This window comes from Pseudomonas sp. E6002 (assembly GCF_013385565.1).
Lineage (GTDB): Bacteria > Pseudomonadota > Gammaproteobacteria > Pseudomonadales > Pseudomonadaceae > Aquipseudomonas.
This window is the reverse complement of sequence record NZ_JACAPT010000023.1, coordinates 151,581-165,882: the sequence shown is the minus strand read 5'-3', so window position 1 is coordinate 165,882 and position 14,302 is coordinate 151,581. Positions and strand designations below refer to the sequence as shown.

The window sequence follows — 14,302 nt, the reverse complement described above, 5'->3', positions numbered from 1 at the left end:
GTCAGCGCTGAACCGCTACGCACTTGATCTCCAGCAGCAAGCCTGGGTTGGCCAGTTCTGATACGCCAATGACCGTCCAGGCGCACAACCCGCGAGGGAACAGGCGGTTTTTCACTTCACGGAAAACCGCCATGTGCTCGCTCATGTTCACGTGGTAGGTGGTCATGTCGACCACGTCTTCAAACGTACAGCCCCCCTCCTCCAATACCAGGCGCAGGCTCTCCCAGGCGGCGACGAACTGTGCCTCGGGATCGGTGATGACTTCCAGGTGTTCCGTGCGGCCCACCTGCCCTGCGCAGTACAGGGTCTTGCCGACTTTTACGGCCGGGACGTAGCCGGCGCGCTCGACGATGGGGTGCATGGAGGTGGGGATGATGAGGTGGCGGTCGGTCATATGTTGTATCTCTTAAGGCTGGTTTCAGGCGTGTCGACGGGAAACGTTCGGACTATCGTTTTACCTGTTCCGACCCACCCACGCCAGATGAGTAACCTATGGACCAATGGATCTTGCCCTCCACTATTCCTTACCCTAAGGTAAGGAGTATCACGAGAGAGGCTTTCAACATGGCTACCGCCACACTCACTTCAAAAGGCCAAATAACCATTCCCGTTCAAGTCAGGGCCGCACTTGGGCTGAACACTGGCGACCGGGTCGAATTCGTCGAAATGGAAGAGGGCAAGTTTGCGATCATCGCGGCCAGCAAGACTGTGTTGGACCTCAAAGGGCTGATCCGCAAACCCGCCAAGCCCGTCAGCATCGAAGAAATGAACCTGGCCATCGCTGCACAGGGAGCCAAAGCACGATGATTGGACTGGATACCAATGTGCTGGTGCGTTACGTCACCCAGGATGATCCCGTCCAATCGCCAAAGGCATCCAGACTGATCGAGTCGCTCACCACTGCCTCGCCGGGTTTTGTCAGCCTGGTTTCAGTAGTGGAATTGGTGTGGGTCCTGCAGTCCAGTTACCAGTCAGCCAAGAGTGAAGTGGTTGCGGTCCTGGAGACGCTGCTGCGTACCCGCGAACTGACCGTAGAGCACGCCGACGTTATCTGGCAGGCACTCCGGCGATTTACAAGCACCAGGGCCGATTTCGCCGACTGCCTGATTGAACGCTGCGCCCACGCAGCAGGCTGTGAATATACGGCGACATTTGATGTCAGCGCGGCCAAGGCTACCGGCATGCGGCGGCTGACCTGAGGCGTCGCGTTGCAGAAGCGTCAAGGCTTTGGTAGAAAATGCCCTTACTGACTTTATCCAGAGACAAGACCAACGTGCGCACGCTTTTTCTCGCCGGCCTGGCATTAACGTCCCCATTGACCCTCGCCGAAGCCATCGCCTGGCCCGACCTGCCCGACACCTGCTTCGTCAGCGGTCGCTCCGCTACCAGTCAGGATGTGGATACCGGTTGTGCGGCGTTTCTGATCAATGTGAAGGGCAAGGCGGCAGGCACGCCGATCAAGCTGGATATCCCGCAGTACGCCATGCATGTCGACGAAGGCACCGGCAAGGAAACACCGGTGATCCTCATCCAGGCGGAAGAGAATGGCGATGTTAAAGCGGTAGGTTACAAGGAGCTTGGCACCGGCCAGTTGGGCGCGGCGCTGCTCAGGGAAGTTCGGCTTCTGGGTACGAAGAAGCCGATTTAAGCCATCGGATAACGGTCAGCGAACCCAACCGCCGCCCTGCCAGTGATAGCCGTCGTTACGCTGCTCCCAATGCGGGTGAACATAACGATAACCTGGCCGTACCGGCTCCCAGTGGCCGTGAACCGCCACATAGCGCCCGCCTTCCCAACGCCAGTAGCCACGCGACCACAGGTAACCTGGCCGCCCTTCGGGCTCGACCTCGATGACCTGCACCGGCGGCGGTTGCGGCGCGACGACTTCTACATATTCACGCTGCACCGGTCGTCGATCATGCACGACCCGCTCCTCTACACACCCGGAAGCCGCGACGACCAAAGCCGCCAATGCCGCATAACGTAACAACATACAGAATCCTCGGGCGTAACCGCCCAGCGTTTATACCGGTAAAAAAAATGCCCCCTTGTTCCAGCCGCGCTCCTGCTTGGCCATAAGACTTTTTAACAGGTGCCAACTGTCAGCTTGCTGAACCCACGGGCAGACAGCAGGTAAAGAAAAACTGACCTTTTCAAGAGGCACAGACTGCGACCGGCTGTTTCAGTCGCACCAGAATCAGCCCGGCCACCACCACGGCGATCCCTGCATATGTCGACGCATGAATCTCATCGCCAAACATCAGTGCCGCCCACACCAGTGTCACGGGAGGCTCCAGGTACACCAATGTCGCCACATGGGTAGCCGTCATTACGCGCAACAACATCCACAGGCTCAGGTAAGCCACGAAAGTAGAGAACACCGTCAGCCAAACGATGGAGATCAATACGTCGGGGGTCCGCGGAATGCTCAGCGTATCGGTGTACAGCACCGCTGCAGCAAAGCCGATCAAGGTCAGCAACGACTGGACAAACAACGCCAGGCTCAGGCCGCCGGAGTCAGTGCGGGCCGCCCGCCGTTCGTACAGCGTGGCCACGGTCAGACCGAGTGCCGACACCAGGGGCAATGCATACATGACCCACCCGACTTCGGCCCCGCTGTTGCGGTATTGCCCGAAGATGACGATCGACACGCCGGCAAAACCGATCATCAACCCCAGCCACTGCCAGCCGCCGCTGCGTTCGGCGTGGCTACCCGATGACAGCGCCGCCGTCATCAATGGCTGCAGGGCCGCGATGATCGCCGCAATCCCCGGCGGCAAACCGTTCTGGATCGCCACGTAGACACAGGTCAAATAGAGAAACTGCGAGAGGAAACCCACCACCGCGTGATGGCGGATCTGTGCCCAGGAAACCTTCAGCAGCCGCACGTTCAAAAACAGCGCCAGGCACAACGACACCAGCAAGAAACGCCAGAACAGCACGTTGAACACGCCATCACTCCGGGTCGCCAGTTTCGCGCCGATAAACCCCGAACTCCACGACAGCACGAACACCGCCTGTAACAGCAGCCGCCCCACGGTTGATCGCTTCATTGAGCCTCCGGTTCGCTTGATTGACCAAAAGGCTAAGTGCCGCGCATGATTCTGTATATTTGAATAATCTGTACCACTAATCCTTAAAAGTGGAATCATGAGCAAACAACTGAATATTGATCTGTTGCGCACTTTCCACGCGGTGGCGCGCTTCCAGCGATTCAACGAAGCGGCCAATCATGTGCACCGCAGTGCCTCGACGGTGACCACGCAGATCCAGAAGCTCGAAGACCAGGTCGGCCAACGCCTGTTCAGCCGCAGCAACCAGGGGGTTGAACTGACGATGTACGGCAAAAAACTCCTGGGCGAAACCACCGAATTCCTCAAGAGCCACGACCGCTTGCTGGCCTCCCTCACGCCGCAACGCATGCAGGGCAAGATTCGCCTGGGTTTGCCTGATTCTTACGCGCCAGACTTCATGCAGGAGTTCCTGCCCCGCCTGGTCGCCGACAACCCACTGCTGGAACTGGAGGTAGAAGCGCGCTCCAGTGGCGAACTGCTCACGCTGTTCGCCAGCAGGCAGCTGGACCTGGCCCTGATTGTCAGCGCCCAGCCGTTGGAACAAGGCGAGCGCCTGGGAGAAATCCAGCCGCTGTGGGTGGCCGCCGAACACTTCAGCTGCCCACCGCAGGCGCCACTGCCGATTGCCGTGCAACTGACAGGTTGCCCTTATCGCGCTGCAGCGATTCGAGCGCTGAAGGAGCACGGCACTTACTATCGGGTGCTGCTGGAAAGCGCGAGTTCGCCCGCTGTTGAAGCGTGTATCCGCAGTGGCATGGCGGTGGGGTTGGTGGAAGAAAGCCGCATGGGTAAGGGATTGACGCGCCAGATTGCTGGAGCTGAACTGCCGCCGCTGCCGCTGCATCACCTGTACCTGCTTGGCGACAGCAGCAACCTGTTGGCACTGCATCTGTATGAGCAGGTCAAGGCCGGCTTCAGCGTCTAGGGTGGTCCGAAACGCAACAGCACCGCATCGACAAATCGCCGCAGCTTGGCGGTGCGCTGGCGATTCGCGGTGTAGAGCAAATGCATCTGCCGACTTGGCGCCTCATAGTCCGGCAGCACTCGCACCAACTCACCGCTCTTGAGCGCCGAGCGTAAGAAATCCTCAGGCCCCAGCACAACCCCGAAACCATCCCGCGCGGCCGACATCAAGGCCCGGCTTTCATTCACGTGCAGGCGGCTGGCGACCTGGGCCTTGTGCAGGACGGCGCCTTGGTAGAACGACCATTCGCGATCAGCCGGACGTGACCAGTAGGCGTATCCCAGGCACTCGTGGTGTTCAAGGTCAGCGGGCGTCAGCGGCGTGCCGCGCTCGGCCAGGTATTTGGGTGCCGCACAGACCACCAGGCGGTAGGGCTGCAGCGGCCGGGCCGTGAGGCTGCTGTTCGCCAGCGGGCCGATACGGAACGCCACTTCGTAGCCCTCCTCCACCAGGTCGACAAACCGGTCGGTCAGGTGCAGGTCGATTTCCACCTCGGGGTTGTCGCGTAAAAATTCGGTCACCAGTGGCATCAGGCTGTAGGAGCCAAAAGTCACTGGGGCGCTGATCTTGAGCTTGCCCCGTGGTGTGTCATTCATGATCTGGGCGAGGGAGTCTGCGGCCTCTGCCTCTGTCAGGATATGTTTGCAGCGCTCGTAGTACGCGCTTCCCAACTCCGTCAGGCTTTGCCGGCGTGTGGTGCGGTTGAGCAGGCGTGCGCCCAGCCGCCGCTCCAGCGCCGCCACATGCTTGGCTACCATCTGCGGCGACATTCCCAGGCGTTCGGCAGCACGGGCGTAGGACCCCAGTTCGGCAGCCATCACAAAGGCACTCATGCTTGAAAGGCGGTCCATCATTCACCACTCCCAGTAACAACACCAAGACCAGAACGGCCATTTATCCTCATCCAGTAGCCAATCATCATAACGTCTCTCTCAACTCAGGAGCACCGACATGAAAATTGGCATTATCGGAGCAGGCTTTATCGGACGCGCCGTTGCGCAGTTGGCGTTGGCGGCCGGCCATGAAGTGATGTTGAGCAACTCCCGCGGCCCGCAGTCGATGAGCAGCGTGCTGAGTGGCATTCGTGGGGTTCAAGTGGGTACTGCGCAAGACGCCGCGCAATTTGGCGAACTGGTCCTGCTGGCGATTCCGTTCGAACATTACCGCAGCGTGCCGGCGCAGTGGCTGGAAGGCAAAACCGTGATGGATGCCAACAACTACTACCCGAACCGCGACGGCCATATTCCCGTGCTCGACCGCTTTGAAACCACCACCAGCCGGTTGGTGGCCGAGCACCTGTCGCAATCAAATGTGGTGAAAGTGTTCAACGCTATCCTGGCGCCGGACCTGACCCAGGATGCTCGCAGCCGCGGCGCACCCGACCGGCGCGCGCTCCCGGTCGCGGCGGATGACCCGGCAGCCAAGGCGCAAGTCATCGCCCTGCTGGACGAGATCGGCTTCGACGCAGTAGATGCCGGTGGGCTGGATGAGAGCTGGCGGTTTGAACGCGCCAAGCCGGCGTACTGCATACCTCTGGATAAAGAGGGACTGAAGGCAGCGTTGGCAGCTGCAGAGCGGCAGGTCGAAGTACCCGCTCATTGGTGACACCTGCAAAAAAGCCCGCTGACCGTCACCGGTTCAGCGGGCTTTTTACGTTGCGCAGGCCCTGAATCAGGACCTCACCAACGTCTTACAGCGCGAGGTCAGAAGCTGGCTTGCTCGGCTCAGCCGCAGGCTTTGCAGCCTCGGTGGCTTTCGGAGCAGTCAGCTGCGGAATCGCAGGTGGAGGCGTCAGCTGCAGAATGTTGGCGGTGTAGGCCCATTCTTTAGCCACAGCTTCAGGGCTGTCGTTCAGCTTGGTGCCGTAGCTAGGCACGATCTGGTGCAGCTTTTCCTGCCAGGCCGGGGAAGCAACCTGTTCCTTGAACACTTTCTGCAGCACGGTCAGCATGATCGGAGCCGCGGTGGACGCGCCTGGCGATGCACCCAACAGGCCGGCGATGGTGTTGTCGGCGGAGCTGACCACTTCGGTACCGAGTTTCAGGACGCCGCCCTGCTCTTCGTCACGCTTGATGATCTGCACACGCTGACCGGCCTGCCACAGGCGCCAGTCTTCTTTCTTGGCGTTCGGGAAGTACTCTTGCAGCGCCTTGAAGCGGTCGTCATCCGACAGCATCAGTTGGCCGGCGAGGTACTCGACCAGTGGGTATTCGCGGATACCGACTTTGGTCATTGGCCAGATGTTGTGGGTGGTGGTGCTGGTCAGCAGGTCCAGGTACGAGCCTTCTTTCAGGAACTTGGTCGAGAAGGTAGCGAATGGGCCAAACAGAATCACGCGCTTGCCATCCAGCACGCGGGTGTCCAGGTGCGGAACCGACATCGGCGGTGCGCCAACGGAAGCTTTACCGTAGGCCTTGGCCAGGTGCTGCTCGGCAATCGTTGGGTTATCGGTGACCAGGAACGAACCACCAACAGGGAAACCCGCGTATTCCTTGGCTTCAGGAATGCCCGACTTCTGCAGCAGGTGCAGTGCACCGCCGCCCGCGCCGATGAACACGAACTTGGCGTCGGTTTCAGTCTTGGTGCCGTCTTTCAGGTTCTTGTAGCTGACACGCCAGGTGCCATCGGCGTTCTTGGTGATGTCCTGCACTTCGCTCGACAGTTTCAGGTCGAACTTCGGCGTAGTTTGCAGGTGAGCGACGAACTGGCGCGTGATCTCGCCGAAGTTCACGTCCGTACCGATCGGGGTCCAGGTGGCCGCGATTTTCTGGTTCGGGTCACGCCCTTCCATCATCAGCGGAACCCATTTGGCGATTTGCGCCGGGTCTTCGGAGTACTGCATGCCGGCGAACAGCGGGCTCGCCTGCAGCGCTTCGTAACGCTTCTTCAGGAACTTGATGTTGTCATCCCCCCACACGAAGCTCATGTGCGGAGTGGAGTTGATGAACGAACGTGGGTTCTTCAGGACGCCCTGCTGAACCTGCCAGGACCAGAACTGACGGGAGATCTGGAACGCTTCGTTGATCTCGACCGCTTTCGGGATCTCAACGTTGCCGTTCTTGTCTTCCGGGGTGTAGTTCAGCTCAGCCAAAGCCGAGTGACCGGTACCGGCGTTGTTCCAGCCGTTGGAGCTTTCTTCGGCCACGCCATCGAGGCGCTCGACCATCTCCATCGACCAATCCGGTTGCAGCTCATTGAGCCACACACCCAGGGTTGCACTCATGATGCCGCCGCCGATCAGCAGCACATCGACTTTCTTTGCCTCTTCCGCGTGAACGGAAGTGATCCCCATCGACAAAGCCAGCCCCAGCAGGGCAGTGTTTACTTTTTTAAACATCAGTAGCACCTATGATAAAACGCCATCCGCCCCACTGCCCCTGATCATGGGCAACCCTCAATCACGCTGCGCCAGGCAACGCACCGCGGGGTGTGCACATTCATTCGGGGACCGCAGGGTGGGCACACAAGGCCGACGTATCGACCTCACTTTTATGTCCCTTCTGCGCTGACTTCTTATCATTATTGGCTTCAGCTACCTGGGCGCCAGCTAACCACCGGGACGTATACGGGTGTACGTACTCGATAGAGGCTAGACCAAGATGGCGCGCAGAATATCACGCTCGGCGCCTTATATGGACTCAGCGGTCGGGCGGCCATCAGTTCGCCAGTTTTTAAGATTCGTCTCATGTGCCTCTAAAACACAGCATTGCACTATGGATTGGCTTACCTGACGGGTAGGCAGACAACCTTCCTTCTCTTAAAAGAGGCACTGCAATGCTGAACAAACTGAGCCAACTCACCCTCGCCTGCGGCGCTTGCTGGTTGCTGGCCGGCACCGCTCAGGCGGCGGACGGGCAGATCGAATTCACCGGTTCCGTCACCGATAACGCCTGCACCATCACCACCGGCGACGTGAACAAGTCGGTGACTCTGGACCCGGTGCGCATCGCTGACTTCGCGCCCACCGTGGGTTCGGTGCTCACCGATAAAGCCAAGCCGTTTTCCATCAGCCTGGACAACTGCAGCACCGCGACCCGTAAAAACGTCGCGATCACCTTCAGCGGCCAGCAAGACGCCAGCGACCCGACATTACTGGGCCTGACCGGTGAAAACCAGGTGCGCGGCATCGCGATCCAGATCACCGACTCCCGTAACGGCAACAAACTGCCACTGAACACGCCGACCGCCGATTACGACCTGCGTGCACAGTCCAATACCTTCGACTTTACCGCTGCCTACGTGCGCACCGTCGCCGACACCACCACCGGTGAAGGCGACGACGCGGTGACCACCTCCGGCATCAGCACCGGTCAGGTGCACGCGCTGGCCAGCTTCGACGTTACCTACAAGTAATTGCTCGTCAACACCGTGGGCCAGGCGTTCGCGCGCCGGCCCGCGGGCTTCCGGAGGTCCCCCTGTCATGCGTTTGAAAGTCTATCTTCTGCTCGCCCTGCTGCCGCTCTGGCACAGCGCCGCCAACGCCGCCGTCACCGTCGGCGCCACGCGACTGATCTACGACGGCGCTTCCAACGAAGCCAACCTGAGCGTCAGCAACCGCGACGACACCTCGCCTTACCTCGTGCAGTCCTGGGTCAGCCACTTCGGCAGTGGCAACGAGGAAAGCGTCGATAACTTTATCGTCACGCCGCCGCTGTTCCGGCTGGATGCCGACAAGGAAAATATCCTGCGCATCATTTTTACCGGTGGCCCAGAAGTGCCCCAGGACCGCGAAAGCCTGTTCCTGATGAACGTCAAGGCAATCCCGGCCATGAGCGACGATCAAAAAGGCAAGAACGTGCTGCAGATCGCGCTCAAGACCACGATCAAACTGTTCTACCGCCCGGCCGGCCTCAAAGGTTCGCTCAAGGACGCGGTGGCGCAAGTGAACTGGAAGGCCCAAGCGGGTGCATTGGCCGTCAATAACGCCTCCAAGCTGCACGTGGTGGTCAGCGAACTGAAGCTCAACGGCCTGCCGATCACCCAGGCGCCGGATGTGCTGCGCCCAGGCGAAGCGCGTGAGCTGCCGATCCAGGCAAAGGCCGGCGATGAAGTGCAACTGAGCTACATCGATGACTACGGCAGCATCGTGACCGCCCCCGTCATCCGCATTCACTGATACCCACGCGACAACCCCGGAACGCCTTTTCAGGAACGACCATGCTCCGTTCATTCCCATTCATGCGCCGTCGGGCCGTGAAGGCTTTCGGCTGCCCGCTCGTGGCCGCCGCCGCCTTGCACCTGGCCCCCGCACACGCCGGCTACGAGTTCGATGCGTCGTTTCTCGAAATCGGCGGCGGGCAGAGTTCGGCCGCTGTGAAACAACAGGTCAGCGCCATGAGCGACGGCCAGTTGCCGGGGATTTACCGGGTGGATATCCAGCTCAACCAGCGCTCGATCGAACAGCGTGATGTGCGTTTCATCCGCGCCACCGGCACCCAGGAACGCTCGAGCACCGGCCTGTTCCCCTGCCTGGATGTCGAGTTCTTCCGCGCCCAGGGCGTGGCCGACACGGCCCTGCAAAACCGCACCGACGCCGACCCCACCTGCATTGCGTTCGATCAGGGCCTGGCCGGCGTGAGCTACGACTACGACTTCAACCGCCAGATCCTGTCGATTGAAATCCCACAGGCCTACCTGGGCAGCATCCCTTTTGAAGTGCGCCGTCGGCAATGGAGTAACGGCGAACAGGTGGCCTTCACCAACTACAGCTTCACCGGCAGCACCGTGGAGTCCGATACCGGCCGCCGCCAGGACCAGTTCGGCAGCCTGAGGAGCGGCGTGAATGCCGGGGCCTGGCGCCTGCGCAATTTTTCGACCTGGCAAAAAGGCAGCACCACGCCCGGGCGCTGGGAGTCGCTGGAAACCTACGCCCAGCGCGACATGGGCAATATGATGGCGATCGCCACCCTGGGCGATTCCACCACCGAAGGCGACCTGTTTGACGCGATCCCCTATCGCGGGCTGGGCATCGCCTCTGATCTGGACATGCTGCCCGACCAGGCCCGCGAATTCGCCCCGGTGATTCGCGGCATTGCCAATGGCCGCTCGCGGGTGATCATCCGCCAGCGCGGCTATGTGATCCATGAGCAATGGGTGCCGTCGGGGCCGTTCGCCTTGACCGACCTGTACCCCACCGCCAGCAATGGCGACATCGAAGTCACCGTGGAAGGCCCGGACGGCCAGCGCCAGGTCTACACCCAGTCGTTCTCGTCGGTGCCCTACATGCTGCGCGAAGGCCAGCAAAGCTATTCGGTATTCGCCGGCCAATACCGCCCGGCGCAATCGTCCTTTGTGCAGCAAACCCCAACATTTATCCAGGCCTCCCTACGACGCGGTTTGAGCGGCAGCACCACGCTGTTTGGCGGCAGCCTGCTGAGTAATCAATACAACGCCGGCCTGCTGGGTTTTGCCCACGACTTTGCCGGCTTTGGCGCGATCTCGGTGGACGTGACCCACGCCCGCAGCGACGCCGTGGCCCGGGAGAAAACCACGTCCAGCGGCCAGTCGTTTCGCTTTCGCTATTCCAAGTCCCTGGCGGCCACCGACACCAACTTCAGCCTGATCGGCTACCGCTACTCCACCGGCGGCTACTACTCGTTCAACGAAGCGCTGAACAGCCGCAGCACCGAGCAAACCCTGGACACGTACCGCAGCGGCCACATGAAAAGCAACTTCACCGCCAACGTGTCGCAGCAATTGGGCGGCTACGGCGGGGTCTATGCCAACGTGTCGAAAACCGCCTACTGGGACAAGAGCAAGGCCGACACCTCGATCCAATTGGGATACAGCGCGAGCGTCGGGGACATTTCCTACTCCCTTGGGCTGGGCCTGAACAAAGGCGCCAACAGCGACGACCGCAGCCTGTCCCTGAGCATCAGCATGCCCCTGGGCGGCACGCGCAGCCAGCGCGTTACGGCCAACATGAACCAGAGCGCGCGGGGCTCGGCATCACGCACCGCGACCCTGAGCGGCAACGCGTTCGAGGACGATACGCTGGCCTACAGCGCGGGTGTGTCGCAGCAAGTCAGCGGCGCGCAACGCCAGACCGGCGGCACCTTCGCCGCGCAATACGACGCGCCCAACGCGATTGTGCGCGGTGCCTATAACGAGACCACCGGCAGCCGCCAACTGGACATGGGCGTCGAAGGTTCGGTGGTGGCGTATGGCAGCAACCTGATGTTCAGCCAGCCATTGGGCGAAACCAATGTGATCGTCGCCACACCGGGCGCCGCCGACGTGGGCATCAGCAACAAGCGCGGTGTGCGCACCAACAGCAATGGCTACACCGTGGTGCCGCAGGCCCTGCCCTATCGCAAAAACCGCGTGTCGCTGGACACCCAGTCGATGCCGTCTGACGTCGACATCGCCGAGCCGGTGCAGGAAGTCACGCCAAACCGCGGCGCGTTTGTACTGGCCGACTTCGACACCCGGCGCGGCCAACGCATCCTGTTTCGCATCAGCGACACCCTTGGCGAAGCAGCGCCGTTTGCCGCCCGCGCCGAATTGCTTGCCCCGGATGGCCGCGCCCTCGGCAACACCCTGGTGGCCGACAAAGGCCGCGCGTTCCTGACCGGCGTGCCGCCCGAGGCGCGGTTGTTGGTCAGCGTCGACGGCCAGCCGTGGTGCAGCCGTGAATTGAAGCTGGACGAAACAGCGCCTGCCGACGGCGGCATCACCCAAATGAATATTCAATGTGAGCGCGCGGCCGGTGGGTCGGGTGCCAAGGATTCCTGACATGATCGTTAAAGCAACACATAAGGTGCGTGGACGGCTGATGCTTGCGCTGTTGTGCGCAGTATTGAGCTGCCTTTCACAACAGGCGCAAGCGTTGGTCGAAGGGAATCTCAACTGCACAGTGCCAGGCGTTCCGAGCGGCGGCTACACGTTTACACCGGGCCAGGCGATCAGGATCGTCTTCGAGGGCACGTGCACCGTTCGCCGCGCATTCCCCTATTCAGCCGGTTTAAATACGCGAATCAACTACATGAGCGGCCCGAATCAAGCCCCGTTGAGATGGTCCGACCCGTATAACAACATCTATTTATACGATCTGAATATCGGCCAATACAGCCGCAATTGCCTGGGCGGCTACTGCCGGCCTCTACCCCTTAATACTGTGGTGCCTTACCGCTACATTCTGGTGGGCACAGCACCCCAAACTGCAGGCACACGTTGGATAGGGGTGTTGCTGGGCGTTACCTCGGAAAACTGGCTGGGTTATGGCGAGTGGTTTCTTAACACAGGGTTTTCATACACCGTAGTCCCGCCTGCCTGCAGCCTGAGTTCACCCGGCAGCGTCAACCTGCGTTTCGGCTCTATCAGCAACAGCGACCTCAATAACCAGATGCAGTCGACCACAGTGTCAATTAAATGCTCGGCGCAGATGCGAGCCAACGTCTACCTGCTTCCAAACCAGACGGTAGTCAGCCCTACTACCGGTGTGACGCGCACCTCGCTGGCAGGTTTGAACATGCAGGCGCTGTGGACCGACACCCTGAACCCGGTGAACTTCACTACCCCGCGCTTTATGCAGTTACGCGTGGGCAGCAATGACGTAAACCTGAGCTTCAAGCCACAACTGGCGGCCGGGCAATCACCGACGGGTGCGTTTCAGAGCCAATACACGCTGAACATCGACTATCAATGAGGGCCTTGCCATGAAAACTCCACTGCTCGCCCTGATGCTGCTCAGCAGCACCGCTCACGCTGCCGACGTGGTGAATATCACCGTCAGCGGCACCCTCACCCGCCCACCGTGCGTATTGAGTACCGGCACAACCCTGACCGCCGCATTTGGCGACGTGCGTACTGACCAGGTGGCGACCACCGGCACTGTGGAAGTGCCGGTGCGCTTGAAGTGCTCGTCGGGTTCTTCGCTAAATGTCAGCTTCACGTCCAATAACGGCACCTACACCTCCACCGTGGCCAAGACCACGGCGGATAACCTCGGTGTGTCGTTGCTGTGGGCGGACAACACGGCGGCAAACCTCAATGGCACCGTCAAGAAATACACCAACCTCAGCGGCGACGTGGATATCAGCCTCAAGGCGCAACTGGTCGAACGCGGCACGCTGGCGCCGGGCGCGTTCACCTCGTCGATGGTCATGACCCTCAATTACCTATGAAAGCGCTCGCCTGGATGCTGCTGGCCGTAGCCAGCACCGCCCTTGCGCAAGCGGCGGAAGAAGCGCAGATCGACGTCAGCGGCAAGCTGACCGCACCGCCGTGCACCGCAAGGTTTCCGAGTACGCAACAGGTGGACCTGGGCAAGGTCAACCTCAACCAGTTGGCCGACGGCAGCACCGTCGCCACCGATGTGCCGCTGGTCTTCGACTGTCAGGCGGGCGCTCAGGTCGAGCTGAGTTTGTCGGCGGGCATGGCCCGGGCCCTCACCGTCAGCCCGGTGCTGCTCACCAATCTCCCATCCCTGGGGTTGCAGGTGCAACTGCGTGACAAGACCGACAAGCCGGGGATCGGCCTGGGCCAAACCGGCACCTGGCCGGTAGAAGACGAACCGTTGGCGCTGACCCTGCGCGTCAAGCCCGTGTCCCTGGGCGAGCTGCCCGAGGCGGGTAGCTACAAAGCCACCCTGTTGATGCAGATGACGTACCGCTGATTACTGAAACTGCCGGGCTTCGATGCAATAGGTCAGCAGCGCCTGGTCACTGTCCACCTCCAGCTTGCGCATGGCCGAAATCTTCTGCGCGCTGACGGTCTTGTTGCTGCGGCTCAACTGCCGCGCGATATCGCTCACGCTCATGCCCGTCACGAATAAACGCAGCACTTCCATCTCCCGTGGCGACAGGCTCTGGAAGCGCGCCTGCACCTGGGTCACATTGGCCAAGACCGAAGTCGCGGCGGGCTCCGGTGCGCGGTAACTGCGCTGGGCACTGATCGCGCCGAGGGCCTTTTCGATCTCGCCGTGCAGGTGGTTCTTCTGGATCACCCCGGCCACACCCAACTCCTGCAAGCGGGTGAGAATCAGGCTGTTGGAAATCATGGTCAGCACCAGCACCTGGGTCGCGGGAAAGTGACGCAGGATGTACTCGATCAGCTTCAACCCATCGCCATAGGTGTCGTCACCCGGCATGTTGAAATCGGTGATCAGGACTTGCGGCCGGTGCTTGCGCAACTGCTCGATCAGTTGACTGGAACTGACCGCCTCGCCCACCAGGCTGTAGCGTGAATCACGCTGCACAATTTCGCGCACGCCCACCAGTACGATCGGGTGGTCATCGGCGATCACAACGTTCATTTCTCGCAT

At 60.8% G+C, this 14,302-nt stretch carries 17 protein-coding genes; 11 read left to right on the top strand and 6 right to left on the bottom strand.

The window, feature by feature from the left end; genetic code table 11:
* Position 1 precedes the first annotated feature (1 nt).
* On the bottom strand, positions 2-394 hold the full coding sequence (locus HX815_RS19410) for a RidA family protein (protein ID WP_003218870.1): 393 nt from the start codon (positions 392-394) through the stop codon (positions 2-4).
* Positions 395-492: 98 nt separating this feature from the next.
* Here HX815_RS19410 and HX815_RS19405 point away from each other — a divergent pair, with 98 nt between their 5' ends.
* The 3 genes from HX815_RS19405 (at position 493) to HX815_RS19395 (ending at position 1,648) form a co-directional block, all read left to right on the top strand.
* Positions 493-807, top strand: a complete 315-nt coding sequence (locus HX815_RS19405; RefSeq protein ID WP_003218872.1) for an AbrB/MazE/SpoVT family DNA-binding domain-containing protein — start codon at positions 493-495, stop codon at positions 805-807.
* Positions 804-1,199 (top strand): PIN domain-containing protein, encoded by a 396-nt coding sequence (locus HX815_RS19400; protein WP_003218874.1) that lies wholly within the window; start codon positions 804-806, stop codon positions 1,197-1,199. Before HX815_RS19405 ends, HX815_RS19400 begins: the two co-directional genes overlap by 4 nt.
* A 74-nt stretch (positions 1,200-1,273) precedes the next feature.
* Positions 1,274-1,648: a hypothetical protein gene (locus tag HX815_RS19395; protein WP_032899669.1), complete on the top strand. Its 375-nt coding sequence runs from the start codon at positions 1,274-1,276 to the stop codon at positions 1,646-1,648.
* Between the two features lie 15 nt (positions 1,649-1,663).
* Here HX815_RS19395 and HX815_RS19390 read toward each other — a convergent pair whose 3' ends face one another.
* Complete coding sequence (locus tag HX815_RS19390; RefSeq protein ID WP_023659079.1) at positions 1,664-1,993, bottom strand: YXWGXW repeat-containing protein; 330 nt, start codon at positions 1,991-1,993, stop codon at positions 1,664-1,666.
* Positions 1,994-2,153: 160 nt separating this feature from the next.
* Positions 2,154-3,053, bottom strand: a complete 900-nt coding sequence (locus HX815_RS19385; protein ID WP_177028731.1) for a DMT family transporter — start codon at positions 3,051-3,053, stop codon at positions 2,154-2,156.
* 97 nt (positions 3,054-3,150) lie between these two features.
* Here HX815_RS19385 and HX815_RS19380 point away from each other — a divergent pair, with 97 nt between their 5' ends.
* Positions 3,151-3,999 carry a LysR substrate-binding domain-containing protein gene (locus HX815_RS19380; protein ID WP_134325972.1) on the top strand — a complete coding sequence of 283 codons (849 nt, stop codon included), beginning with the start codon at positions 3,151-3,153 and terminating at the stop codon, positions 3,997-3,999.
* Here the strand turns inward: HX815_RS19380 and HX815_RS19375 are convergent.
* Positions 3,996-4,892, bottom strand: a complete 897-nt coding sequence (locus HX815_RS19375; RefSeq protein WP_173406091.1) for a LysR family transcriptional regulator — start codon at positions 4,890-4,892, stop codon at positions 3,996-3,998. The two genes, HX815_RS19380 and HX815_RS19375, sit on opposite strands and share 4 nt — an antisense overlap.
* 97 nt (positions 4,893-4,989) lie before the next feature.
* Here HX815_RS19375 and HX815_RS19370 point away from each other — a divergent pair, with 97 nt between their 5' ends.
* Positions 4,990-5,643, top strand: coding sequence for an NADPH-dependent F420 reductase (locus HX815_RS19370; RefSeq protein ID WP_008437644.1), 654 nt, complete (start codon positions 4,990-4,992; stop codon positions 5,641-5,643).
* Between the two features lie 85 nt (positions 5,644-5,728).
* Here the strand turns inward: HX815_RS19370 and mqo are convergent, their stop codons facing one another.
* The gene (gene mqo / locus HX815_RS19365) at positions 5,729-7,375 is read right to left on the bottom strand and encodes a malate dehydrogenase (quinone) (protein ID WP_003218888.1); all 1,647 of its coding nucleotides are present in this window, start codon (positions 7,373-7,375) and stop codon (positions 5,729-5,731) included.
* 437 nt (positions 7,376-7,812) lie between these two features.
* On the opposite strand from mqo, the gene HX815_RS19360 reads away from it, so the two are divergent.
* From HX815_RS19360 to HX815_RS19335, 6 genes are all read left to right on the top strand, one after another.
* On the top strand, positions 7,813-8,391 hold the full coding sequence (locus tag HX815_RS19360; RefSeq protein WP_003218890.1) for a fimbrial protein: 579 nt from the start codon (positions 7,813-7,815) through the stop codon (positions 8,389-8,391).
* A gap of 67 nt (positions 8,392-8,458) precedes the next feature.
* Positions 8,459-9,154, top strand: a complete 696-nt coding sequence (locus HX815_RS19355) for a molecular chaperone (RefSeq protein ID WP_003218892.1) — start codon at positions 8,459-8,461, stop codon at positions 9,152-9,154.
* A gap of 41 nt (positions 9,155-9,195) precedes the next feature.
* Positions 9,196-11,772: a fimbria/pilus outer membrane usher protein gene (locus tag HX815_RS19350; protein WP_177028730.1), complete on the top strand. Its 2,577-nt coding sequence runs from the start codon at positions 9,196-9,198 to the stop codon at positions 11,770-11,772.
* A gap of 1 nt (position 11,773) precedes the next feature.
* Positions 11,774-12,685 (top strand): fimbrial protein, encoded by a 912-nt coding sequence (locus HX815_RS19345; RefSeq protein WP_236260813.1) that lies wholly within the window; start codon positions 11,774-11,776, stop codon positions 12,683-12,685.
* A gap of 10 nt (positions 12,686-12,695) precedes the next feature.
* Positions 12,696-13,163 (top strand): fimbrial protein, encoded by a 468-nt coding sequence (locus HX815_RS19340; protein ID WP_003218898.1) that lies wholly within the window; start codon positions 12,696-12,698, stop codon positions 13,161-13,163.
* Positions 13,160-13,654, top strand: a complete 495-nt coding sequence (locus HX815_RS19335; protein WP_003218900.1) for a fimbrial protein — start codon at positions 13,160-13,162, stop codon at positions 13,652-13,654. Before HX815_RS19340 ends, HX815_RS19335 begins: the two co-directional genes overlap by 4 nt.
* Here the strand turns inward: HX815_RS19335 and HX815_RS19330 are convergent, their stop codons facing one another.
* Complete coding sequence (locus HX815_RS19330; RefSeq protein ID WP_017477281.1) at positions 13,655-14,302, bottom strand: response regulator; 648 nt, start codon at positions 14,300-14,302, stop codon at positions 13,655-13,657.

Coding starts and splice junctions, on each gene's coding strand:
- HX815_RS19390 (WP_023659079.1), bottom strand. CDS start 1,993: ATGTTGTTACGTTATGCGGCATTGGCGGCTTTGGTCGTCGCGGCTTCC.
- HX815_RS19360 (WP_003218890.1), top strand. CDS start 7,813: ATGCTGAACAAACTGAGCCAACTCACCCTCGCCTGCGGCGCTTGCTGG.
- HX815_RS19330 (WP_017477281.1), bottom strand. CDS start 14,302: ATGCGAGAAATGAACGTTGTGATCGCCGATGACCACCCGATCGTACTG.
- HX815_RS19370 (WP_008437644.1), top strand. CDS start 4,990: ATGAAAATTGGCATTATCGGAGCAGGCTTTATCGGACGCGCCGTTGCG.
- HX815_RS19400 (WP_003218874.1), top strand. CDS start 804: ATGATTGGACTGGATACCAATGTGCTGGTGCGTTACGTCACCCAGGAT.
- mqo (WP_003218888.1), bottom strand. CDS start 7,375: ATGTTTAAAAAAGTAAACACTGCCCTGCTGGGGCTGGCTTTGTCGATG.
- HX815_RS19375 (WP_173406091.1), bottom strand. CDS start 4,892: ATGATGGACCGCCTTTCAAGCATGAGTGCCTTTGTGATGGCTGCCGAA.
- HX815_RS19350 (WP_177028730.1), top strand. CDS start 9,196: ATGCTCCGTTCATTCCCATTCATGCGCCGTCGGGCCGTGAAGGCTTTC.
- HX815_RS19410 (WP_003218870.1), bottom strand. CDS start 394: ATGACCGACCGCCACCTCATCATCCCCACCTCCATGCACCCCATCGTC.
- HX815_RS19355 (WP_003218892.1), top strand. CDS start 8,459: ATGCGTTTGAAAGTCTATCTTCTGCTCGCCCTGCTGCCGCTCTGGCAC.
- HX815_RS19405 (WP_003218872.1), top strand. CDS start 493: ATGGACCAATGGATCTTGCCCTCCACTATTCCTTACCCTAAGGTAAGG.
- HX815_RS19385 (WP_177028731.1), bottom strand. CDS start 3,053: ATGAAGCGATCAACCGTGGGGCGGCTGCTGTTACAGGCGGTGTTCGTG.
- HX815_RS19340 (WP_003218898.1), top strand. CDS start 12,696: ATGAAAACTCCACTGCTCGCCCTGATGCTGCTCAGCAGCACCGCTCAC.
- HX815_RS19345 (WP_236260813.1), top strand. CDS start 11,774: ATGATCGTTAAAGCAACACATAAGGTGCGTGGACGGCTGATGCTTGCG.
- HX815_RS19380 (WP_134325972.1), top strand. CDS start 3,151: ATGAGCAAACAACTGAATATTGATCTGTTGCGCACTTTCCACGCGGTG.
- HX815_RS19335 (WP_003218900.1), top strand. CDS start 13,160: ATGAAAGCGCTCGCCTGGATGCTGCTGGCCGTAGCCAGCACCGCCCTT.